Origin of the sequence: Streptomyces sp. NK15101, assembly GCF_020400725.1 — a bacterium.
In the GTDB taxonomy this organism is placed as follows: domain Bacteria; phylum Actinomycetota; class Actinomycetes; order Streptomycetales; family Streptomycetaceae; genus Streptomyces.
In genome coordinates, this window is record NZ_JAINVG010000110.1 from 1 (window position 1) to 20,976 (window position 20,976).

General features: G+C 71.9%; 17 protein-coding genes and 1 pseudogene. 15 read left to right on the forward strand and 3 right to left on the reverse strand.

What is annotated here, in order from left to right; translation table 11 throughout:
• Positions 1-762, forward strand: a pseudogene (locus K7G60_RS34680) (hypothetical protein); the annotation flags it as partial.
• Positions 763-915: 153 nt separating this feature from the next.
• Here K7G60_RS34680 and K7G60_RS34685 read toward each other — a convergent pair.
• Positions 916-1,779, reverse strand: coding sequence for a L,D-transpeptidase family protein (locus tag K7G60_RS34685; protein ID WP_225804953.1), 864 nt, complete (start codon positions 1,777-1,779; stop codon positions 916-918).
• Positions 1,780-1,932: 153 nt separating this feature from the next.
• On the opposite strand from K7G60_RS34685, the gene K7G60_RS34690 reads away from it, so the two are divergent.
• From K7G60_RS34690 to K7G60_RS34700, 3 genes are read left to right on the forward strand one after another with little or no spacing between them, the layout of a single operon-like run.
• Complete coding sequence (locus K7G60_RS34690) at positions 1,933-3,513, forward strand: methylmalonyl-CoA mutase (RefSeq protein ID WP_225804937.1); 1,581 nt, start codon at positions 1,933-1,935, stop codon at positions 3,511-3,513.
• Positions 3,514-3,573: 60 nt separating this feature from the next.
• Positions 3,574-4,224, forward strand: coding sequence for a leucine efflux protein LeuE (gene leuE, locus K7G60_RS34695; RefSeq protein ID WP_225804938.1), 651 nt, complete (start codon positions 3,574-3,576; stop codon positions 4,222-4,224).
• Positions 4,225-4,261: 37 nt separating this feature from the next.
• Positions 4,262-5,083 (forward strand): MerR family transcriptional regulator, encoded by an 822-nt coding sequence (locus K7G60_RS34700; protein WP_225804939.1) that lies wholly within the window; start codon positions 4,262-4,264, stop codon positions 5,081-5,083.
• A gap of 66 nt (positions 5,084-5,149) precedes the next feature.
• Here the strand turns inward: K7G60_RS34700 and K7G60_RS34705 are convergent, their stop codons facing one another.
• Together K7G60_RS34705 and K7G60_RS34710 are read right to left on the reverse strand one after the other, a co-directional pair.
• Entirely contained in the window at positions 5,150-6,466 is a 1,317-nt protein-coding gene (locus tag K7G60_RS34705; RefSeq protein ID WP_225804940.1) for an alpha-2,8-polysialyltransferase family protein, read from the reverse strand.
• Positions 6,463-7,488 carry a glycosyltransferase family 2 protein gene (locus K7G60_RS34710; RefSeq protein WP_225804941.1) on the reverse strand — a complete coding sequence of 342 codons (1,026 nt, stop codon included), beginning with the start codon at positions 7,486-7,488 and terminating at the stop codon, positions 6,463-6,465. The genes K7G60_RS34705 and K7G60_RS34710 overlap by 4 nt, the downstream gene beginning before the upstream one ends.
• A 219-nt stretch (positions 7,489-7,707) precedes the next feature.
• Between K7G60_RS34710 and K7G60_RS34715 the strand changes: the two genes are divergently transcribed.
• From K7G60_RS34715 to K7G60_RS34765, 11 genes are all read left to right on the forward strand, one after another.
• Entirely contained in the window at positions 7,708-8,997 is a 1,290-nt protein-coding gene (locus K7G60_RS34715; protein ID WP_225804942.1) for a DUF6716 putative glycosyltransferase, read from the forward strand.
• A complete protein-coding gene (locus tag K7G60_RS34720) occupies positions 8,997-10,238 on the forward strand; it encodes an acylneuraminate cytidylyltransferase (RefSeq protein ID WP_225804943.1) in 1,242 nt (413 codons plus the stop codon). Before K7G60_RS34715 ends, K7G60_RS34720 begins: the two co-directional genes overlap by 1 nt.
• 9 nt (positions 10,239-10,247) lie before the next feature.
• Complete coding sequence (locus K7G60_RS34725; RefSeq protein WP_225804944.1) at positions 10,248-11,141, forward strand: N-acetylneuraminate synthase family protein; 894 nt, start codon at positions 10,248-10,250, stop codon at positions 11,139-11,141.
• Positions 11,138-12,241 carry a hypothetical protein gene (locus tag K7G60_RS34730; RefSeq protein WP_225804945.1) on the forward strand — a complete coding sequence of 368 codons (1,104 nt, stop codon included), beginning with the start codon at positions 11,138-11,140 and terminating at the stop codon, positions 12,239-12,241. Before K7G60_RS34725 ends, K7G60_RS34730 begins: the two co-directional genes overlap by 4 nt.
• A gap of 116 nt (positions 12,242-12,357) precedes the next feature.
• Positions 12,358-13,578: an amidohydrolase gene (locus K7G60_RS34735; protein ID WP_225804946.1), complete on the forward strand. Its 1,221-nt coding sequence runs from the start codon at positions 12,358-12,360 to the stop codon at positions 13,576-13,578.
• 319 nt (positions 13,579-13,897) lie between these two features.
• On the forward strand, positions 13,898-14,962 hold the full coding sequence (locus K7G60_RS34740; protein WP_225804947.1) for a BMP family protein: 1,065 nt from the start codon (positions 13,898-13,900) through the stop codon (positions 14,960-14,962).
• Positions 14,963-15,079: 117 nt separating this feature from the next.
• On the forward strand, positions 15,080-16,792 hold the full coding sequence (locus tag K7G60_RS34745; protein ID WP_225804948.1) for an ABC transporter ATP-binding protein: 1,713 nt from the start codon (positions 15,080-15,082) through the stop codon (positions 16,790-16,792).
• A complete protein-coding gene (locus tag K7G60_RS34750; protein WP_225804949.1) occupies positions 16,789-17,907 on the forward strand; it encodes an ABC transporter permease in 1,119 nt (372 codons plus the stop codon). The genes K7G60_RS34745 and K7G60_RS34750 overlap by 4 nt, the downstream gene beginning before the upstream one ends.
• A complete protein-coding gene (locus K7G60_RS34755) occupies positions 17,904-19,166 on the forward strand; it encodes an ABC transporter permease (RefSeq protein ID WP_225804950.1) in 1,263 nt (420 codons plus the stop codon). Before K7G60_RS34750 ends, K7G60_RS34755 begins: the two co-directional genes overlap by 4 nt.
• Positions 19,163-19,558 carry a cytidine deaminase gene (locus K7G60_RS34760; RefSeq protein ID WP_225804951.1) on the forward strand — a complete coding sequence of 132 codons (396 nt, stop codon included), beginning with the start codon at positions 19,163-19,165 and terminating at the stop codon, positions 19,556-19,558. Before K7G60_RS34755 ends, K7G60_RS34760 begins: the two co-directional genes overlap by 4 nt.
• Before the next feature lie 80 nt (positions 19,559-19,638).
• Positions 19,639-20,916, forward strand: a complete 1,278-nt coding sequence (locus K7G60_RS34765) for a thymidine phosphorylase (RefSeq protein ID WP_225804952.1) — start codon at positions 19,639-19,641, stop codon at positions 20,914-20,916.
• Positions 20,917-20,976 lie beyond the last annotated feature (60 nt).

The window sequence follows — 20,976 nt, forward strand, 5'->3', positions numbered from 1 at the left end:
GCCGCGGTCGCCGCCGTCACGGTCGGCGGCGTCGCCGTCGCCGCCGGCACGGGTGTGCTGCCGCTGATCGGCCCCGCGCCCGCCAGCTCCGTCTCGGCGGAGGAGACGACGGACCCGCTCGTCTCCAAGGAGCCCGGAATACGCCAGGACCCCGAGACGCCCCCGACGGGACCGGGCGACGGCGGCGACCCCACGCCCGGCTCGTCCCCCTCGGCCGACTCCGGGTCCACCGCACCCACCCCCCGCGTCCCGGACGGCCGCGGCACGGTCACCCGGCCCCCCGGCACCCCGACGCCGGGCAGGACGTCCGGAGGCGGCGACGCGGCCGGCACCGGTTCGGCGGACGCCCGCGAGAAGGCCCTCCAGGCCTGCCGGGACTACCGGACGGGAAAGCTCGACGCCGCCGGCCGGCAGCGGCTCCTCAACACCCTGCCCAACGGCGACACCCTGCGCGTCTACTGCGACCGGATCCTCTCCGGCGACACCGGCACGCCCGGGGGCGCGGACCAGGACTCCACCAGGGACGGCTCCAAGGACGACGGCAAGGACGGCTCCGAGGACTCCTCCGACGACGACCGCCGGGCCGGCTCGAAGGACGGGTCCAAGGGCGGATCCGGCAGCGGCTCCGTGAGCGCCGGCGGAAGCGGCGACCAGCGCGGCGGCACCGGGAACCAGAACGGGGGCGTCCGCCTCGACACCGCGGTCACCGCCGTGCTGCCCGTGGAGATCACCGCCGGGACACGTCTTCCGCTCGGGGTGTAACACTTCTCGACCCGCCGGCGCAGTAAGAAGTGCCGACTGGTCATCGGCCGCGCAGAGAGCCGGGGTTCCCCCCGTACCTACGGCTCCGCGCACCTGGCGCGGGTGGGACACGTTCCCCCGGTCCCACCCGCGCCCCTTCCTCTCCCGCAGCCCCTACCAGTGGACGACGACCTTGTCGCCGACCTTCACCTGGTCGAAGAGGGCGGAGAGCTTGGCCCGGTCCCGGACGTTGACGCAGCCGTGCGAGGCACCGGCGTAGCCACGGGCCGCGAAGTCCGCCGAATAGTGCACGGCCTGGCCCCGGCTGAAGAACATCGCGTACGGCATGGGCGTGTGGTAGATCGTCGACGTCCAGTCCCTCGCCTTCCACTCGACCTTGAAGAGGCCCTCGCGGGTCGGCGTGTTCTCCGAGCCGAAGCGGACGTCCATCGAGGAGACGACCCTGCCGTCGATCATCCAGGCGAGGGTGCGGCTCTCCTTGCTGATGCACAGCACCCGGCCGGTCATGCACCGCGGGTCCGGGGTGTCCAGCTTGTTCGTCGTCGACGGCTTCAGCTCGTCGGCGGTCGGCTTCCGGGTGACGGAGAGCAGCCGCTGCCAGGTCGTCGCGTCGACCACGCCCGTCTCGGGCAGCCCCCGGTGCGCCTGGAACCTCCTGACCGAGGCCGCCGTCATCGTCCCGTAGAAGCCGGTGGGGGCCCGGTCGAAGAAGTCGAGCTGCCGCAGCCGCGCCTGGAGCTCGCGCACCTGCTCGTTCTCGTCCCCGTCGTCCATCAGGGGCTTCGGCGTGGGCTTCCCGTCCGAGGGCGTGACGGTGGGGGAGGCGGAGGGAGAGGTGGCGGAGGGGGACGGCGGCTTGTCGTCCGTGGTGGGGGCGGCGGTGCCTGCCGTGGCCGAGGCGGGCGGGGAAGTCGTGCCCGTGCCGGTACCGGACGCGTCGGGTGTGCAGCCGGCGGCGAGTGCCACCGCCGCGGCTGCCAGGACCACTCTTCGTATGACGGACGAAGACCGCTTCATCATTGCCCCCCGGGGTGTGTCGTGTGTACGTAGGGATGCTTCCCACGCGCGTGTGGTTGCGCACCCGGGCCGCGAACCGCGCATCCTGTGAGGAAGGAGCGGCAGGCCCGGACGGCAGAACCCGGGTCACAGGTCCACCGGGAGGCACAAGGCATGGCGCGCGAGTCGGAATCGGGGCTGCCCATCGAGCCGGTCTACGGGCCGGACGCCCTGGACGGATGGGATCCCGCCGAGAAACTGGGCGAGCCGGGCTCGTACCCCTTCACCCGCGGGGTGTACCCCTCGATGTACACCGGCCGGCCCTGGACCATGCGGCAGTACGCCGGCTTCGGCACCGCCGCGGAGTCCAACGCCCGCTACCGGCAGCTCATCGCCGACGGCACCACGGGCCTGTCGGTCGCCTTCGACCTGCCCACCCAGATGGGCCACGACTCCGACGCCCCGCTCGCGCACGGCGAGGTGGGCAAGGTCGGCGTCGCCGTCGACTCGATCGACGACATGCGCGTCCTGTTCGACGGGATCCCGCTGGACAAGGTCTCCACGTCGATGACGATCAACGCCCCCGCCGCGCTGCTGCTCCTGCTCTACCAGCTCGTCGGCGAGGAACAGGGCGTCCCGGCTGACCGGCTGACCGGCACGATCCAGAACGACGTGCTCAAGGAGTACATCGCGCGGGGCACGTACATCTTCCCGCCCAAGCCCTCGCTGCGGCTGACCGCGGACATCTTCAAGTACTGCCGAAGCGAGATCCCGAAGTGGAACACGATCTCGATCTCCGGCTACCACATGGCCGAGGCCGGCGCCTCGCCCGCGCAGGAGATCGCCTTCACCCTCGCCGACGGCATCGCGTACGTCCGCACCGCCGTCGCCGCCGGCATGGACGTCGACGACTTCGCGCCCCGCCTGTCCTTCTTCTTCGTGGCCCGCACCACGATCCTGGAGGAGGTCGCCAAGTTCCGCGCGGCCCGCCGGATCTGGGCGCGGGTGATGCGGGAGGAGTTCGGCGCGAAGAACCCCAAGTCGCTGATGCTGCGCTTCCACACCCAGACCGCCGGCGTGCAGCTCACCGCCCAGCAGCCCGAGGTCAACCTGGTGCGCGTCGCCGTCCAGGGCCTCGCGGCCGTCCTCGGCGGCACGCAGTCGCTGCACACCAACTCCTTCGACGAGGCCATCGCGCTGCCGACCGACAAGTCCGCCCGCCTGGCCCTGCGCACCCAGCAGGTCCTGGCCTACGAGACGGACGTCACCGCCACCGTCGACCCCTTCGCCGGCTCCTACGTCGTCGAGAGGATGACGGACGACGTCGAGGCCGCCGCGGTGGCGCTGATGGACCGGGTCGAGCAGATGGGCGGCGCGGTCGCCGCGATCGAGCGCGGTTTCCAGAAGGACGAGATCGAGCGCTCGGCCTACCGGATCGCGCAGGAGACCGACTCCGGCGAGCGGGTCGTCGTCGGCGTCAACCGCTACACGATCGACGTCGAGGAGCCCTACGAGCCGCTGCGCGTCGACCCGGCCATCGAGGCCCGGCAGGCCCGGCGCCTGGCGAAGCTCCGCGCCGAGCGCGACCGGCGGACCGTGGACGCGGCCCTGGCCGCGCTGAAGAGGGCGGCGGAGGGCACGGACAACGTCCTGTACCCGATGAGGGACGCCCTCCGGGCCCGCGCCACGGTCGGCGAGGTCTGCGGCGCGCTGCGCGAGGTCTGGGGCACCTACGTCCCGACCGACGCGTTCTGACCGGTTCCACCTGTTGAAATTTAAAGCGGACTGTCGTACCGGTGTGCCACACTCCGCTTCATGCTGGGTGTCACCGATCTGCCGACCTATCTCGCCGGGCTCGTCCTCATCATCCTCCTCCCGGGACCGAACTCGCTGTACGTGCTGTCCGTCGCCGCCCGCAAGGGCACCCGGACCGGATACAAGGCCGCCGCCGGGGTGTTCACCGGCGACGCCGTCCTGATGACGCTCGCCGCGCTCGGCGCCGCCTCCCTGCTCCAGACCACCCCACTGCTCTTCATGATCGTGAAGTACGCGGGCGCGGGATACCTGGCCTGGATGGCGTACGGAATGCTGCGCGCCGCCTTCTCGATGTGGCGCACCCGGCACGAGGCCGTCGCCGAGGCCGCCGAGCCGGACGCCGGGCCGTCCGAGCACCCGTACCGCCGCGCGCTGATCATCAGCCTCTTCAACCCGAAGGCGATCCTCTTCCTGATCTCCTTCTTCGTGCAGTTCGTGGACCCGTCCTACGCCTACCCGGCGCTCTCCTTCCTGGTCCTCGGCACCCTGCTCCAGCTCGGCAGCTTCCTCTACCTGACGACCCTCATATTCGGCGGCACCCGGCTCGCCGCCGCGTTCCGGCGCCGCAAGCGGCTCTCGGCGGGAGCGACCTCCGCCGCCGGCGCCCTCTTCCTCGGCTTCGCCGTGAAGCTCTCCATGGCCGGTGCTTGACCCTCACACCGTGTGAGGCCGTTCCGTAGGGGGCGTCATGTTCACCATCGGAGACTTCGCCCGGCACGGGCGGGTGTCGGTCCGGATGCTGCGCCACTACGACGCCATCGGACTCCTGCGCCCGGCCCACGTCGACCCGCACAGCGGCTACCGCTTCTACTCGGCGGACCAGCTCGCCCTGCTCAACCGCGTCATCGCGCTCAAGGACCTCGGCTTCACCCTCGAACAGGTGGGGGCGATCCTCCGGGAGGAGCTCGGCGCGGAGGAGCTGCGGGGGATGCTGCGCCTGCGCCAGGCCGAGCTGGAATCGGCCCTGGAGGCGGCACGGGCCCGGCTCGCCCAGGTCGGTGCGAGGCTCCGCGCCATCGAGAGCGAGGGACGCATGTCCACTCAGGACGTCGTCGTCAAGAAGATCCCCGCCGTCCGCATCGCGGAGCTGAGCGCGGTCGCCGCGAGCTTCGGCCCGCACGACATCACCCCGGTCATCGGACCGCTGTACGAGGAGCTGTGCGGCCGCCTCGAAGGGGCCGGGATCACCGGTTTCGGCCCGGGCATCGCGTACTACGAGGACGCGGGCGAGGGGGACGGCTCGGTCCTCGTGCACGCGGGCATGACCGTGCCCGAGGGCACGGTCGCGGAGGGCGTCGAGGTGCACGTCCTGCCCGGCATCGAGGAGGCCGCCACCATCGTCCACCGGGGTTCGATGGACGAGGTCCTGCCGACCGTGCAGACCCTGGCCGCCTGGATCGACACCAACGGCTACCGGTCGGCCGGCCACGCCCGCGAGCTGTACCTGGAGTGCCCGGAGGACCCGGCCGGCTGGGTCTCCGAGATCCAGGAGCCGATCGTCCGCGCCTGATCCCCGTCGCCGCGGGCCCGGGACCCCCGCACGGGTTCCCGGGCCCGCCGTTCCGGCGGTGGCTCGTTACCGCCTCAGCGCCCTGCGCAGCCGCAGCGCCCGGCGCGCGAGCCGGCGGACCTTCGGGTGACGGGGGATCGGCAGGCCGCCCGGCAGGTTCAGGACGGTGAGTCGGCGGCGGGTGAAGTGGTGCCGGGTGTGCTCGGCTAGCGGGCCCGAGAGGTGCCGTACCGCCGGCTCCCGCAGCTCCGGACGTATCTTCGGCTGCATCGCGAAGCCGACCGCCGCGACCAGGTCGTTCAGCTGCTCCGTACCGACCTCGGCGCCGCCGTCCTCCTCCTCCAGGGGCGGGACGACCACGTCGACGACCGTGAGCGGGATCCGGTTGCTGTTCTGGAACGGGGTGAGCCGCTCCAGGAGGGCGCGCGTGCCGACCCGGGCGGCCGGTATCCCGTAGAAGGTCGCCGCCGTGAGCAGCGCCGTGGAGAAGCAGCCGACGACGAGCGCGGGCCGCAGCTCGCGGTAGAGCACCTCGGCGAGCACCGGCCGGTGCTCGACGGTCAGCTCGGCGCCGAGTTCCTCCGCCGCCGCCACGAGGGTCCGCGACCAGGAGTCCGGGGCCGTCGGGTGCGGCTTGAAGACGAGCCGCCGGTGGCCGCGGGCGATCGCCCCCCGGACCATCCGCAGGTGCAGCTCCTCCTCCTCGGCGGCGGTCAGCAGGTTCAGCGCGGCCAGGTACTGGCCGAGGAGCAGCGCGGGGCCCTCCTGCGAGCCGGCGGCGGGGGTCCCCGCCAGCTCCTCGACGACCTTCGTGAACGCCTCCGTCGGCACCGCCTCCGGCACCGCCCCGAACTCGGCGAGCAGCAGCGGGGAGAGCCCGGGGACGAGGTCCAGGTGCAGCAGCCGGCCCACGCGGCCGCCGATGAGCGGGTCGATCTTGTTGCGGGTCGGGCCGTAGCTCATCAGACCGTCCGCGTACACCGTGATCGGCGCCTCGGGAAACAGCTGGGCGATGGCGAGCGCGGGCGTGACCTGGAGCGATTCGAGGGCGAGTTCGACGCGGTCGTCGCCGAGGTCCCAGAGCCTTCGCAGATGGCGCTGGAGGAGCGGCAGATCGCTCGCGCGCGGGGTCCAGCCGGCCGGGTGGAGCGGGGAGATCGTCTCGTTCCAGGACAGGACGGAGTCGAAGCGGCCGCGCAGCCGCTCGAAGCCCTCGGCCTCGTCCAGGGCGGGGGTCGTCTCCGGCACGGCCGCGTTGTTGGTGACGAGGAGGATCCGGCGGTCGGCGGGGCCGAAGCAGCCGCTGTCGAGCGCCGCGGCGAGCGTCACGGCGCCGTAGAGGGTGGAGGCGCAGAAGATCCGGGTGGTCCGGCGGGCGCTCACGCGGCCACCTCCGGGGAGCCGGTGCCCGTGCCGGCCTCGCGTGCCGGTGCCGCCGGCGGGGGTGCGGGACGGCGCCTGCGCAGCCGGCGCAGCAGCGTCGCGCGGTCCCCGCCCATCGCGTTCAGGGCCTCGTCGAGGACCCCCTGCGGCATCCGCCGCAGCGCGCCCGCGCTCATCGCCTTCAGCCGGCGCGCCACATCGGGCTCGAACCGTTCGATCGACCCGATGTGATGGGAGATCACGGCGCAATACGTACGGACGGCCTTGGGAAGAAGAAGGTCCGCGTCCGGGTCCTTCGCCGTTTCCTCGATCACCTGGTCGAAGGCGCGGATGAAATCCAATTGCCGGACGTCGCCGATCTGAGTGAGCGAGGTCGCCACCCCGCGCCGATAGAACACGCCGAGTTCTCCGATCGCGGCGAAGGATTCCGCCTCGCGGTGGAGTTTCCAGATCCACGGCCGGTCCTCGGCGGTCCGCAGTCCGTGCGGGAAGTGCAGCAGGCCCCGGTCCAGGAGCCGCCGGTGGTAGATCCCGGCCCAGGCGTACGGGTAGTCGACCGAGGTCGTCCGGTGCGCCGGCAGGATCGCGTCCCGCGGGCGCAGCACCTCGGCGCGCCGGGGGACCGGCACCCGCCGCACCGCGCGGTTGCGGCCGGTGACCGTGACGTGGTCGGTGCGCAGGAAGTCGCAGCCCAGCGACTCGGCGGCGGCGACGAGGCGGGGGTAGTAGCCGGGGGCGAGCCAGTCGTCCCCGTCGAGGAAGGCGACGTACTCGCCGCGGGCGGCGTCGAGGCCGGTGTTCCGGGCCGTGGCGAGGCCCTCGTTGTGCTCGTGCCTGATCAGGACGGCACCCGGGATCTCGCGCGCGGCCCGTTCGAGGAGCTCCGGGGTCCCGTCCGACGAGCAGTCGTCGACGAGCAGGAACTCGAAGTCCTCGCGGGCGTTGGCCCGCAGGCTGGTGAGGGTGTCGGGGGCGTATGTCTGCACGTTGAAGAACGGCACGACGACGGAGAGCTTGACCACGCGGCCGACGCTAGGCGCCGCCCCGGCATTCCCACCGACCGCCGGGCGGCCTTTCGGTGAACACCAAGCGGCGGGCCGATTAACCGCCTTTACCCGCAGGGGAAATCGGCCTTCACGCGTCCGGATAACGACCCGCTTCAGCGTGCGGAGAGGCTCTGTTCACCGTTTGTTGTGACTCAGTTGGGCCGAAAAGCGGAATGCCCTTCTAGCGTCCTCGACGTGCCAGCAAGTACCAGAGAAGCGGTACGGGTCGCCGTACTCGCCGACTCCGACACCCGGTGGAAATGGGGCGCCCTCACCGCGCGCCGCATCACCACGGCGACCGCCGAACCCACCGGTTTCGTCCTGCGCGGACGGGCCACGCCCACCGCGCGCCAGCTCGCCGAGACCGGGGTGTCCAAGACCGCCCCGCGCGAGGTGACGGGCGCGGACTTCCTGCGCGCGGTACGGGACGCGGAGGCGCGCGGCGAGGGATTCGACGTCCTCGTGCTCGCCCTCGTCGGCGGCACCGTCAGGGCCGTCCTCCAGGGGCTGGCCGACCTCGCCCTGGAACGGCGCCCGGTGATCGTCACCGGCTACGTCGGCGTCGTCTACGAGAAGCTGACCGACGGCCTGCTGCTGCGCCACGGCGCCGACGTGGTCCTCGCCAACTCCCGCCACGACGCCGAGCGTTTCCGCGCCGTCTACGAGGGCGTGGGCGCCGGCGCCGAGCCGGTCGTCGAGGCCGCGCTGCCCTTCCTGGGCGGCGCACCGTACGCCCCCCGGGCCGGCCGGGACACGCTGGTCTTCGCCGCCCAGCCCTCCGTGCCCGTGACCCGGGCCGAACGGGCCTACGTGCTGCGGCGGTTGATCGCGCACGCCCGTCTCCACCCCGGGCGCGAGGTGCTCCTCAAGCTCCGCTCCAAGCCGGGCGAACACACCACGCACCTGGAGGAGTTCCCCTTCCAGAAGCTGGTCCGCGAGCTCGACCCGCCGGACAACTTCCGGCTCGTGTACGGGCACATGGGCGAGGTCCTCGACCGCACCGACCTGCTGGTCACCGTCTCCTCCACGGCCGCCCTCGAAGCGCTCCACCGCCGGATCCCCACCGCGATCCTCACCGACCTCGGGGTCCGCGAGGCGCTCGGCAACCACCACTTCGTCGGCTCCGGCCTGCTGACCTCCTTCGACCGGCTCGACAAGGGGGACGCGCCGGCACCCGACGAGACCTGGCTCGCCCGGCAGGGCGTGGCGTCCGACGGATCGTACGAGAAGGCCTTCGACGCCGCCCGTGACCGCGTCGCCGAGCTCCTGGCGCTTCCCGCGCTGCCCCCGATCAGCCCCTACTACACCGCGGAGACGGCCCCCGGCTACCTGCCCGGGATCCTCGCCCGCCACCGCCTGGACGTCACCGCGCCCGAGCCCCGCGAGAGCGGTCTCCGCCGGGTCGTCCGGGAGGCCGCGCGGGGCGCGTACCGCCACGGCGTACAGCGCGTCGCCCCCGTCATCCGCCGCCTGGGAGAACTCTGATGAGCGCCACCGCCACGCCCGCCGAGGCCACCGCGAACCCGGCCGGGGGGCCCGCCCCCACCGTGCTCGCCGTCATTCCCGCCCGGGGCGGCTCCAAGGGCGTGCCCGCCAAGAACCTCGCCCCGGTGGCCGGGGTCCCCCTGGTGGCCCGCGCCGTCCGCGCCTGCCTCGGCGCCCGCACCGTGACGCACGTCGTGGTCTCCACCGACGACGAGGCCATCGCGGCCGCGGCCCGCACCGCGGGGGCCGAGGCCGTCCGGCGGCCCGCCGAGATCGCTGGCGACACGGCCACCAGCGAGGCCGCGGTCCTGCACGCCATGGACGCCTTCGAGGCCGTCCACGGCCGCCCGGCCGACGTGGTCCTCCTCGTCCAGTGCACGAGCCCCTTCCTCACCTCCGCCGAGGTCGCCGAGACCGCCGGGCGGATCACCTCGGGCGCCGCCGACACCGCCTTCACGGCCGCCCCGTCCCACGGCTTCCTCTGGCGCGAGACCCCCGCCGGGGCCACCGGCGTCAACCACGACAAGGCGCACCGCCCGCGCCGCCAGGACCGGGAGCCCGAGTACCTGGAGACCGGCGCCGTCTACGCGATGGACGCGGCCGGCTTCCGCACCCACGGGCACCGCTTCTTCGGCCGCACCGCGCTCGTCGTCACCGACCCCGCCCGGGTCCTGGAGATCGACGACCCGCACGACCTCGCCCGCGCCAAGGCCCTCGCGCCGCTCCTCGACGAGCCCGTCACGCCCGGCTTCGCCGACGTCGACGCGGTCGTCCTCGACTTCGACGGCACCCAGACCGACGACCGGGTCCACCTCGACGCCGAGGGGCGCGAGTTCGTCTCCGCGCACCGCGGCGACGGCCTCGGCATCGCGGCCCTGCGCCGCGCCGGACTGCCCGTCCTCATCCTCTCCACCGAGCAGAACGCCGTGGTCGCCGCCCGCGCCCGCAAGCTCAAGATCCCCGTCCTGCACGGCATCGACCGCAAGGACCGCGCCCTCAAGGAGTGGTGCGAGGTCGAGGGCATCGACCCGCAGCGCGTCCTCTACGCCGGCAACGACGTCAACGACCTGCCCTGCTTCCACCTCGTCGGCTGGCCCGTCGCGGTGAGCAGCGCCCACGACTCCGTACGGGCCGCCGCCCGCGCGGTCACCGTCACGCCGGGCGGCTCCGGAGCGATCCGCGAGATCGCCGCCTGGCTCCTCGGACCCGAGCTCGACACCCCCAACTCGCCCAACCCGTAAGGAACGATCATGAACACCCGTCTGCGCACCCTCGGCACCAAGACCGCCGGCCCGGGCCACTCCGTCTACGTCTGCGGCGAGATCGGCATCAACCACAACGGCGACCTCGACAACGCCTTCAAGCTGATCGACGTGGCCGCCGAGGCCGGCTGCGACGCCGTCAAGTTCCAGAAGCGCACCCCGGAGATCTGCACCCCGCGCGACCAGTGGGACATCGAGCGCGACACCCCCTGGGGCCGGATGACGTACATCGACTACCGCCACCGCGTGGAGTTCGGCGAGGACGAGTACCGCGCCATCGACGAGCACTGCAAGGAGCGCGGCATCGACTGGTTCGCCTCCCCGTGGGACACCGAGGCCGTCGCCTTCCTGGAGAAGTTCGACGTCCCCGCCCACAAGGTCGCCTCCGCCTCCCTCACCGACGACGAGCTGCTGCGCGAGCTGCGCGCCACCGGCCGCACGGTCATCCTCTCCACCGGCATGTCGACGCCGAAGCAGATCCGGCACGCCGTCGAGGTCCTCGGCAGCGACAACATCCTGCTCTGCCACGCCACCTCGACCTACCCGGCCAAGGCCGAGGAACTCAACCTCCGCGTCATCCAGACGCTCCAGGAGGAGTACCCGAACGTCCCGATCGGCTACTCCGGCCACGAGACCGGCCTCCAGACCACGCTGGCCGCCGTCGCCCTCGGCGCCACCTTCGTCGAGCGCCACATCACCCTCGACCGCGCCATGTGGGGCTCCGACCAGGCCGCCTCCGTCGAGCCGCAGGGCCTGACGCGCCTGGTCCGCGACATCCGCACCATCGAGACCGCGCTCGGCGACGGCGTGAAGAAGGTGTACGAGTCGGAGCTCGGCCCGATGAAGAAGCTCCGCCGGGTCCAGGGCGCCGTCGCCGCATGACCGGGCAGCTGGCGTTCGTCGAGAGCCCGGTCCAGCTTCTGAACGTCCTGGAGTGGGCGCACACGCAGAGCCCCGGGGGCCGCACGGCCCCCTCGACCGGTGGACCGGCGGACGTCGCCCCACCCCTCACGGTCGTCGTCCTCTCGCCGACCGACCCCATGTCGCGGGGCCAGCTGCGCCGGATGGCCCAGCTGGCCCGCGACCAGGGCCTCGCCGTCCACTGGCAGGAGGCCCGCGGCGGCCGGGGCGCGCTCGTCCGCACCCTGCGCGAGCTCGCCGGGCCGCTGCGCTCGGCGGAGCGGGTGATCATCGGGGACCCGTTCTCCCGGTACGTCCAGCTGCTCCTGACCCTCTTCGCCCCCCGGCACCTGACGGTGGTCGACGACGGCACCGCGACCATGGAGTTCGCCGCCCAGCTCGGCCGCGGCGAGCGCCTGGTGCGCTGGCACCGCAAGGGGAGCCTGGGCCCCCGCGAGCTGGTCCTCGCCCCGGTCACCGCCCTCGCCCGGCGGCGGCTCGCCCCCGCCCGGCGCCGCACGGTCGAGATCTTCACCTCGCTGCCCGTGGAGGCCCCGCCGGGCGTCACGGTCACCGAGAACGCGTACGCCTGGACCCGGGACGCCTTCGGCCCGCCGCTGCTCACCGGCGGCGCGGACCTGGTCGGCACCTCGCTGGTCGAGACGGGAGTCGTCGACGCCGACCACTACGCGCGCGTGGTGAGCGAGCTGGCCCGCGTCCACGGAGCCACCCGCTACTTCGCCCACCGCAGGGAGAGCGCCGAGAAGCTGCACCGGATCGCGGTCGAGACGGGCCTCCAGGTGGTCCGGCCCGATCTGCCCCTGGAACTGATAGCCCGACGAGGCCCCATCGGGCGCACGGTCGTCAGCTTCCCCTCCACGGTGGTGCACACCCTGCCGCTGGCCCTCGCCGGCACGGGCGTGAAGGTGGCGGTCATCGACATAGCGCCCGAGTGGCTGCGGGCGACCGCCTCACCGCGCGCGCAGGGTTTCCTGTCCGGGATCACGGGTACCGCGGCCCACGAGGTCGACCGGCTCACGAGCCGGGCGGCACACCCGTCCGACCGGCTCGAATTCGGCTGAGCGTACCCACCCGGAGTGAGGTTCATGCCTGAGAAACCGAGATTCTTTCCCCTAAGGGGCTGAAATTCTCGTGATCAACGGGCAGTTGACCTCTCTGCGGGCCTACCCTTCAAAGGGTGAACCAGTTGAAGTCCCGTGAGCCCGGCTCCGTCACCCTGCCCGGAACGCTGTCCGAACCCCTGCGCGCCGAACTCGTCGCCTTCCGCAGGGACTTGCACATGCACCCCGAGCTCGGGAACCAGGAGTTCCGTACGACCGCGGCGCTCAAGGCCCGCCTGGAGGCGGCCGGCCTGGAGCCGAAGGTCCTGCCGGGCGGCACCGGACTCATCTGTGACATCGGCACCCGGGCCGCCGGCCGGTCCATGCTCGCGATCCGCGGCGACATCGACGCGCTGCCCATCCCCGACGTCAAGACCGTCGCCTACCGCTCCACCGTGGCCAACCGCGCCCACGCCTGTGGACACGACGTCCACACCACCACCGTCCTCGGCGCCGGGCTCGTCCTCGCCGAGCTCGACCGCCAGGGCCTCCTGCCGAACGCCGTGCGGCTCGTCTTCCAGCCCGCCGAGGAGGTCCTGCCCGGCGGCGCCGCCGACGCCGTCGAGGCCGGGGTCCTGGACGGCGTCGGCCGGATCATCGCCGTCCACTGCGACCCCCGGGTCGACGCCGGGAAGATCGGGCTCCGGGCCGGACCCATCACCTCCGCCTGCGACCGCCTGGAGGTCACCCTCGACGGACCCGGCGGCCACACCGCCCGCCCGCACCTCACCACCGACCTCGTCACCGCCGCCGCCCGGGTCGCCACCGACGTCCCCGCCGTCCTCGCCCGCCGCGTCGACGCCCGCTCGGGCCTCTCCGTCACCTGGGGCCGCATCGAGGCCGGCCACGCCCCGAACGTCATCCCGCAGCACGCCGAGCTGTCCGGCACCGTCCGCTGCCTCGACCTCCCCACCTGGCGCGAGGCCCCCGACCTGATCCACGCCGCGATCGACGAGGTCGCGACCCTCCACCGGGCCAAGTCGACCGTCACCTACGTCCGCGGCGTCCCCCCGGTCGTCAACGACCCGGCCGTCGCCGAGCTGCTCCACGACGCCATGACGGCCCGCCGCGGACCGTATGCGATCGAGGACACCGAGCAGAGCCTCGGCGGCGAGGACTTCTCCTGGTACCTGGAGCACGTCCCCGGCGCCATGGCCCGCCTCGGCGTCCGCACCCCCGGCGACGCCAGGGTCCGCGACCTGCACGCCGGCGACTTCGACGTGGACGAGCGGTGCATCGAGGCCGGCGTGGAGCTCTTCACGGCCGCGGCCCTCCTCGACGCCACGCCCCAGCGCTGACCCCCGGCCGGGCGGGTGGCGAGAGCCGGACGGGCGGCGGGAACGGCGCCCCCGGGCCCTCATCCGTCCGGCCCACCGCCGTCCCACGGCCGGCCCAGCGCCCGGCGCGTCGCCTTCCGACCCCTGTTCGGGCATCCGCCCCCGGCGGTATAACCGGCGGTACCGGGCCGAACGCCCCCGGTCGCCTCGGCTGGCCGGTTCGCGACGATCCGATAACGACTCATGAACGGGTCTTTAACTGACATCTACGCGCGTTACGATCGCCGCGAAACCAGCGCCGGAAGAGGCGCTTTCGGTCAGTCTTGAAGGGACCCTCCTCTTGCGCCGGATCACCAGGATCACGACCGTGGGCATCGCCTCCGCGGCGCTCGCGCTGTCCGTCACCGCGTGCGGCAAGTCGTCCACCGACTCGGGTTCGAGCTCCAGCTCGACCTCCGGCTCGAAGGAAGTCAAGGCCGCCATCGCGTACGACATCGGCGGCCGCGGCGACCAGTCGTTCAACGACGCCGCCTACGCCGGCCTGAAGAAGGCCGAGGACGAGCTCGGCGTCAAGGGCGCCGAGGCCGAGCCGTCGCAGGGCGAGAGCGACGCCGACAAGGTCGCGCGCCTCACCTCGCTGGCCCGCGCCGGGAACAACCCGGTCATCGGCGTCGGCTTCGCCTACGCCCCGGCCATCGAGAAGGTCGCCAAGGCCTACCCGAAGACCACCTTCGGCCTCATCGACGACACGTCGAAGACCGGCCCGAACATCGCCAACCTCGTCTTCAACGAGGAGCAGGGCTCCTACCTGGCCGGCGTCGCCGCCGCCAAGGCGTCCAAGTCCGGCACGGTCGGCTTCATCGGCGGTGTCGAGGTTCCGCTGATCAAGAAGTTCGAGGCGGGCTTCGCGCAGGGCGTCAAGGACACCAACCCCAAGGCGAAGGTGCTCGTCCAGTACCTGACCCAGCCGCCGAACTTCGACGGCTTCTCGAAGCCCGACCTCGGCAAGGCCGCCGCGCAGGGCCAGCTCGACAAGGGCGCCGACGTGATCTACGCCGCCGCCGGTCTGGCCGGTTCCGGTGCGATCGAGGCCGCCTCCGCCGCGGGCAAGTGGGCCATCGGCGTCGACTCCGACCAGTACAAGCAGGCGGGTCTGGCCTCGTACAAGGACCAGATCCTGACCTCGGTCACCAAGGACGTCTCGGGCTCCGTCTACAACCTGATCAAGTCGGTCAAGGACGGCAAGCCGCAGACCGGTGAGATCCGCTACGGCCTCGCCACCAACGGCGTCGGCCTGGCCGACTCCAACCCGGCTTACACGAAGATGACGGACCTCATCGCCGCGGTGGACAAGGCGAAGAAGGAGATCATCGACGGCAAGATCACGGTCAAGACCGCTCCGTAAGGGCACCAGGTCACGACCTGAGCCCGGGCCCGGGATCCGACGGCACCCCCGCCGGATCCCGGGGCCCGGGCCCATTCCCGTACGGGTTTTCATTTTTCGGCAGCGCTACGCGCGTAGATGTCTCCCTGGCACGATAACTTCGCCCCGCCCTGCCCTCCCGCTCCCACTCCTTCCGGCCAAGGAGAGTGCGTCATCAACGCGTCCAGCCCCCCTGCCGTAGAACTGCACGGCATCACCAAGCGTTTCCCCGGCGTCGTCGCCAACAAGGACATCGCCATCACGGTCCGCAAGGGCACCGTGCACGCCCTCATCGGCGAGAACGGTGCCGGCAAGTCGACCCTCATGAAGATCCTCTACGGCATGCAGAAGCCGGACGAGGGCACCATCGCGGTCGACGGCGAGCAGGTCACCTTCTCCAGCCCCGGTGACGCCATCGCCCGCGGCATCGGCATGGTGCACCAGCACTTCATGCTCGCCGACAACCTCACCGTCCTGGAGAACGTCGTCCTCGGCGGCGAGAAGCTCTACGGCATCGGCGCCAAGGCGCGGAAGAAGATCAACGAGATCTCCGACGCGTACGGCCTCGGGGTCCGCCCCGACGCGCTCGTCGAGGACCTCGGCGTCGCCGACCGGCAGCGCGTGGAGATCCTGAAGGTCCTCTACCGCGGCGCGAAGATCCTCATCCTCGACGAGCCGACCGCCGTGCTCGTCCCGCAGGAGGTCGACGCGCTCTTCGACAACCTGCGCGAGCTCAAGTCCGAGGGCCTCACCGTCATCTTCATCTCGCACAAGCTGGGCGAGGTCCTGAAGGTCGCCGACGACATCACCGTCATCCGCCGGGGCACCACGGTCGGCACCGCCGACCCGAAGACCGCCACCACCAAGCAGCTCGCCGAGCTGATGGTCGGCAGCGAGCTGCCCTCGCCGGAGACCCGCGAGTCGACGGTCACGGACGTCCCGATGCTCCGGGTCGAGGGCCTGACCCTGACCGAGGCCGGCGCCGCCGCGGCCGCCCCGCTCACCACTGCCGCCCCGCCGGACCCGTCCGGCGCGGTCACCGTCCAGGAGATCGGCGCGGGCCGCAAGCTCCTCGACGACATCTCGCTCACCATCCACAAGGGCGAGATCCTCGGCATCGCCGGTGTCGAGGGCAACGGCCAGACCGAGCTCATCGAGGCCCTGATGGGCATGTCCGTCCCCGACGAGGGCGTCATCACCCTCGACGGCGAGGACATCTCCAAGGTCTCCGTGCGCAAGCGCCGCGAGGGCGGCATCGGCTACATCCCCGAGGACCGCCACCGGCACGGCCTGCTCCTGGAGGCCCCCCTCTGGGAGAACCGCATCCTCGGCCACGTCACCGAGGCCCCCAACTCCAAGCGCGGCCTCCTCGACCCGAAGGCCGCCCGCAAGGACACCGAGCGGATCGTGCGCGAGTACGACGTCCGCACCCCCGGCATCGACGTGACCGCGGCCTCCCTCTCCGGCGGCAACCAGCAGAAGCTGATCGTCGGCCGCGAGATGAGCCACAACCCGAAGTTCCTGATCGCCGCCCACCCCACCCGCGGTGTGGACGTCGGCGCGCAGGCGCAGATCTGGGACGCGATCCGGGACGCCCGCCGCGCGGGTCTCGCGGTACTGCTGATCTCCGCCGACCTCGACGAGCTGATCGGCCTGTCCGACACGCTCCGGGTCATGTACCGCGGCAAGCTGGTCGCCGACGCCGACCCCGCCACCATCACGCCCGAGCAGCTGGGCTCCGCCATGACCGGCGCAGCCACCGGCCGCCTCGAAGGCACCGAAGAGCAGTCCGAAGACGGTGACGCCCGATGATGAAAATCGACAAGGACAAGCTGATCATCGGGGCCGCCGGCCCCGTGCTCGCTCTGGTCACCTCCTTCGTGCTCACCGTCCTGGTGCTGCTCGCGACGGGCCTCGACCCGATCGAGCCGATCCGCCTGATGATCGAGAACGCCGGGTACTCCGACACCCAGGTGCTGATCGTCAACTACACCGGGATCCTCTATCTGGCGGCCCTGGCCGTGGCCATCGGCTTCCGGATGAACCTCTTCAACATCGGCGTCGACGGCCAGTACCGCCTCGCCGCGATGCTGTCGGCGCTCGTCGGCGCGGCCGTGGACCTGCCCGGTCCGCTGCACATCCTGCTGATCGTGCTCGTGGCCATCGCGACCGGCGCCTTCTGGGCCGGCATCGCGGGCGTCCTGAAGACCACCCGCGGCGTCTCCGAGGTCGTCTCCACGATCATGCTCAACGCCATCACCACCTCCCTGGTGGCCTGGCTGATCCTGCCGAAGAACTTCGGCGTCCAGCCCGAGGGCTCCAACGACCTCACCACCGGTCAGATCGCCGAGTCCGGCTGGTTCCCCGGCATCGACATGGGCGAGGGCGCCGGCGAGATCTACGGCTTCACCTTCGTCGCGCTCGCGCTCGGCGTCGTCTACTGGTTCGTGCTCAACCGCACCCGCTTCGGCTTCGACCTGCGCGCCACCGGCGAGAGCGAGTCCGCGGCCCAGGCCAGCGGCGTCGACGCCAAGAAGATGATCCTCACCTCGATGCTGATCTCGGGCGGCCTCGCCGGCCTGTCCGGCATGCCGACGCTGCTCGGCGAGACCCACACGTACAGCCTCGCCTTCCCCGTGGGCATCGGCTTCACCGCCATCACCGTCGCCCTGCTCGGCCGCAACCACCCGGTCGGCATCCTCTTCGCCGCCCTGCTCTTCGCGTTCCTCGAAAAGGCGTCCTCGAACCTCGACGTCGCGGGCTACCCGAAGGAGATCACGCAGATCATGCAGGGCATCATCGTGATCGCCGTGGTCGTCTCCTACGAGCTCGTCCGCCGTTACGGCCTCCGCCGCCAGCAGCAGAAGGTCGGCGAGGAACTCGCCGCCGGCGGCGCCATCAAGACCGACAAGGAGGTGGCGGCATGAGCACCGGCACCGTTGCCAAGCCGAGCGCCGCGCCCAAGAAGGCCGGACGCCGCAAGCTGACCTGGCCCTGGATCCTGCTGATCATCGCGGCCGGCCTCGTGCTCTTCTCGCTGGTCCGGGTGGTCTCCGGAGCCGACGACCTCACCTCCGTCGGCCAGATCTCCGGTGCGCTCCAGCTCGCCGTGCCGATCGGCATGGCCGGTCTCGGCGGTCTGTGGTCCGAGCGCGCGGGCGTCGTCAACATCGGTCTCGAGGGCATGATGGTCCTCGGCACCTGGTTCGGCGCCTGGGCCGGCTACCAGTGGGGCCCGTGGACGGGCGTCGTCGTCGGCATCCTCGGCGGCGCGCTCGGCGGCCTCCTGCACGCGATCATCACCGTCACGTTCAACGTGAACCACATCGTCTCCGGTGTGGCGATCAACATCCTGGCGGTCGGCTTCACCCAGTACCTGTCGAACTTCACCTTCGACAAGGCCGAGGGCGGCTCCTCCAAGCAGTCCCCGCGCATCGACCAGATCACCGACATCACCATCCCCGGGCTCTCCGACGGACTGATCGACCTCCAGCAGAAGCACTGGTTCCTGATCTCGGACCTCGCCGGCATCCTCGGCGGCCTGGTCACCAACCTGTCGGTGCTGACGATCGTGGCCGTCCTGCTCATCCCCGGCACCTGGTGGGTGCTCTGGCGCACGGCCTTCGGCCTGCGGCTGCGCTCCTGCGGCGAGAACCCGGTCGCGGCCGAGTCCCTGGGCGTCAACGTCTACAAGTACAAGTACATCGCGGTCGCCGTCTCCGGCGCCCTCGCCGGCCTCGGCGGCGCCTTCCTGGCGATCGTCTCCACCGGCATCTACCAGGAGGGCCAGACCGGCGGCCGCGGCTACATCGGCCTCGCCGCGATGATCTTCGGCAACTGGATGCCCGGCGGCATGGCCATGGGCGCCGGCCTCTTCGGCTTCACCGACAGCCTCAAGCTGCGCGGCGGCGCCGAGAACGTCCACGCGCTGCTGCTGCTCGTCGCGGTGCTCCTGGTGATCGCCGCCCTGTGGCAGCTGTACAAGAAGAAGTACGTGGTCGCGGTCGTCTCCGCGGTGTTCTCCGCGGCCTTCTTCCTCTGGTACGGCCTGACCGACGAGGTCCCGAGCCAGTTCGTCGACGCCGCCCCGTACATCACCACCCTGCTGGTGCTCGCCCTCTCGGCGCAGCGCCTGCGGATGCCGAAGGCGGACGGCCTGCCCTACCGGAAGGGCCAGGGCAAGTGACGGCGGCGCCCGACTGGGAGCTGCTCCGGGAGACCGCCCGCGAGGCGATGTCCCACGCCTACGCCCCGTACTCGGGCTACCCGGTCGGTGCGGCGGCCCTCGTGGACGACGGGCGGGTGGTCTCCGGCTGCAACGTGGAGAACGCCTCCTTCGGCCTCGGCCTGTGCGCCGAGTGCGGGCTCGTCTCGCAGCTGCAGGCGACCGGCGGCGGGCGCCTGACGCACTTCGTGTGCGTGGACGGCCGGGGCGAGTCCCTGGTCCCCTGCGGGCGCTGCCGGCAGCTCCTGTACGAGTTCGGCGGCCCCGAGCTCGTCCTGGAGACCCCGGCGGGGTTCCTGACCCTGTCCGAGATGCTCCCGCAGGCCTTCGGCCCGGACCACCTCGTCAAGTAGCACTTCGGAGCGGCCCTTCCGCCACCATGGAAGGGTCGCTCCCCCTTTCCCCCTCTATGCGCGTAGAAAGAGGCACCACCATGGACGTCATCTCCGTCATCCGCACCAAGCGGGACAAGGGCGAGCTGAGCCCCGAGCAGATCGACTGGGTCATCGACGCCTACACCCGCGGCGTGGTCGCCGACGAGCAGATGTCCGCCCTGGCCATGGCCATCCTGCTGAACGGCATGAACCGCACGGAGATCGCCCGCTGGACCGCCGCCATGATCGCGTCCGGCGAGCGCATGAACTTCGACGCGCTGTCCCGCCCGACCGCCGACAAGCACTCCACCGGCGGCGTCGGCGACAAGATCACCCTTCCGCTCGCCCCGCTCGTCGCGGCCTGCGGCGCGGCCGTGCCGCAGCTCTCCGGCCGCGGCCTCGGCCACACCGGCGGCACGCTCGACAAGCTGGAGTCCATCCCCGGCTGGCGCGCACTGCTCTCCAACGAGGAGATGCTGCACGTCCTCGACACCACGGGCGCGGTCATCTGCGCGGCGGGCGACGGCCTGGCGCCGGCGGACAAGAAGCTGTACGCGCTCCGCGACGTCACCGGCACGGTCGAGGCGATCCCGCTGATCGCCTCCTCCATCATGTCCAAGAAGATCGCCGAGGGCACCGGCTCGCTCGTCCTGGACGTCAAGGTCGGCACCGGCGCCTTCATGAAGAACATCGAGGACGCCCGCGAACTGGCCTCCACCATGGTGGCGCTCGGCACCGACAGCGGCGTCAAGACGGTCGCGCTCCTCACCGACATGGCGACCCCGCTCGGCCTCACCGCCGGCAACGCCCTGGAGGTCCGCGAGTCGGTCGAGGTCCTCGCCGGCGGCGGCCCCGCCGACGTCGTCGAGCTCACGATCGCCCTCGCCCGCGAGATGCTCGACGCGGCCGGCGTCAAGGACGCCGACCCGGCGAAGGCGCTCAAGGACGGCTCGGCGATGGACGTCTGGCGCCGGATGATCGCGGCCCAGGGCGGCGACCCCGACGCGGCCCTCCCGGTCGCCCGCGAGCAGCACGTCGTCACGGCCCCGTCGACCGGTGTCCTCACCCGCCTCGACGCGTACGACGTCGGCATCGCCGCCTGGCGCCTGGGCGCGGGCCGCGCCCGCAAGGAGGACCCGGTGCAGGCGGGCGCCGGCGTCGAGCTCCACGCGAAGCCGGGCGACACGGTGACCGCGGGCCAGCCGCTGCTGACCCTCCACACGGACACCCCGGAGAAGTTCGACTACGCCCTGAAGTCCCTGGAGTCGGCCTGGGACATCGCGGCGCCGGGCACGGCGTTCACCCCGAACCCGATCGTGCTGGACCGCATCGCGTAGGCATCCGCGAGCCCGGTGCGGTCCAGGGCGCCCCGGAAGCGCTTGACGATCGCGTCGCGC

Bases quoted from the DNA above. Each gene is read 5' to 3' on its own strand.
- K7G60_RS34685 (WP_225804953.1), bottom strand. From the start codon at position 1,779: ATGAAGCGGTCTTCGTCCGTCATACGAAGAGTGGTCCTGGCAGCCGCG.
- K7G60_RS34690 (WP_225804937.1), top strand. From the start codon at position 1,933: ATGGCGCGCGAGTCGGAATCGGGGCTGCCCATCGAGCCGGTCTACGGG.
- leuE (WP_225804938.1), top strand. From the start codon at position 3,574: ATGCTGGGTGTCACCGATCTGCCGACCTATCTCGCCGGGCTCGTCCTC.
- K7G60_RS34700 (WP_225804939.1), top strand. From the start codon at position 4,262: ATGTTCACCATCGGAGACTTCGCCCGGCACGGGCGGGTGTCGGTCCGG.
- K7G60_RS34720 (WP_225804943.1), top strand. From the start codon at position 8,997: ATGAGCGCCACCGCCACGCCCGCCGAGGCCACCGCGAACCCGGCCGGG.
- K7G60_RS34725 (WP_225804944.1), top strand. From the start codon at position 10,248: ATGAACACCCGTCTGCGCACCCTCGGCACCAAGACCGCCGGCCCGGGC.
- K7G60_RS34730 (WP_225804945.1), top strand. From the start codon at position 11,138: ATGACCGGGCAGCTGGCGTTCGTCGAGAGCCCGGTCCAGCTTCTGAAC.
- K7G60_RS34745 (WP_225804948.1), top strand. From the start codon at position 15,080: ATGTCTCCCTGGCACGATAACTTCGCCCCGCCCTGCCCTCCCGCTCCC.
- K7G60_RS34750 (WP_225804949.1), top strand. From the start codon at position 16,789: ATGATGAAAATCGACAAGGACAAGCTGATCATCGGGGCCGCCGGCCCC.
- K7G60_RS34755 (WP_225804950.1), top strand. From the start codon at position 17,904: ATGAGCACCGGCACCGTTGCCAAGCCGAGCGCCGCGCCCAAGAAGGCC.
- K7G60_RS34765 (WP_225804952.1), top strand. From the start codon at position 19,639: ATGGACGTCATCTCCGTCATCCGCACCAAGCGGGACAAGGGCGAGCTG.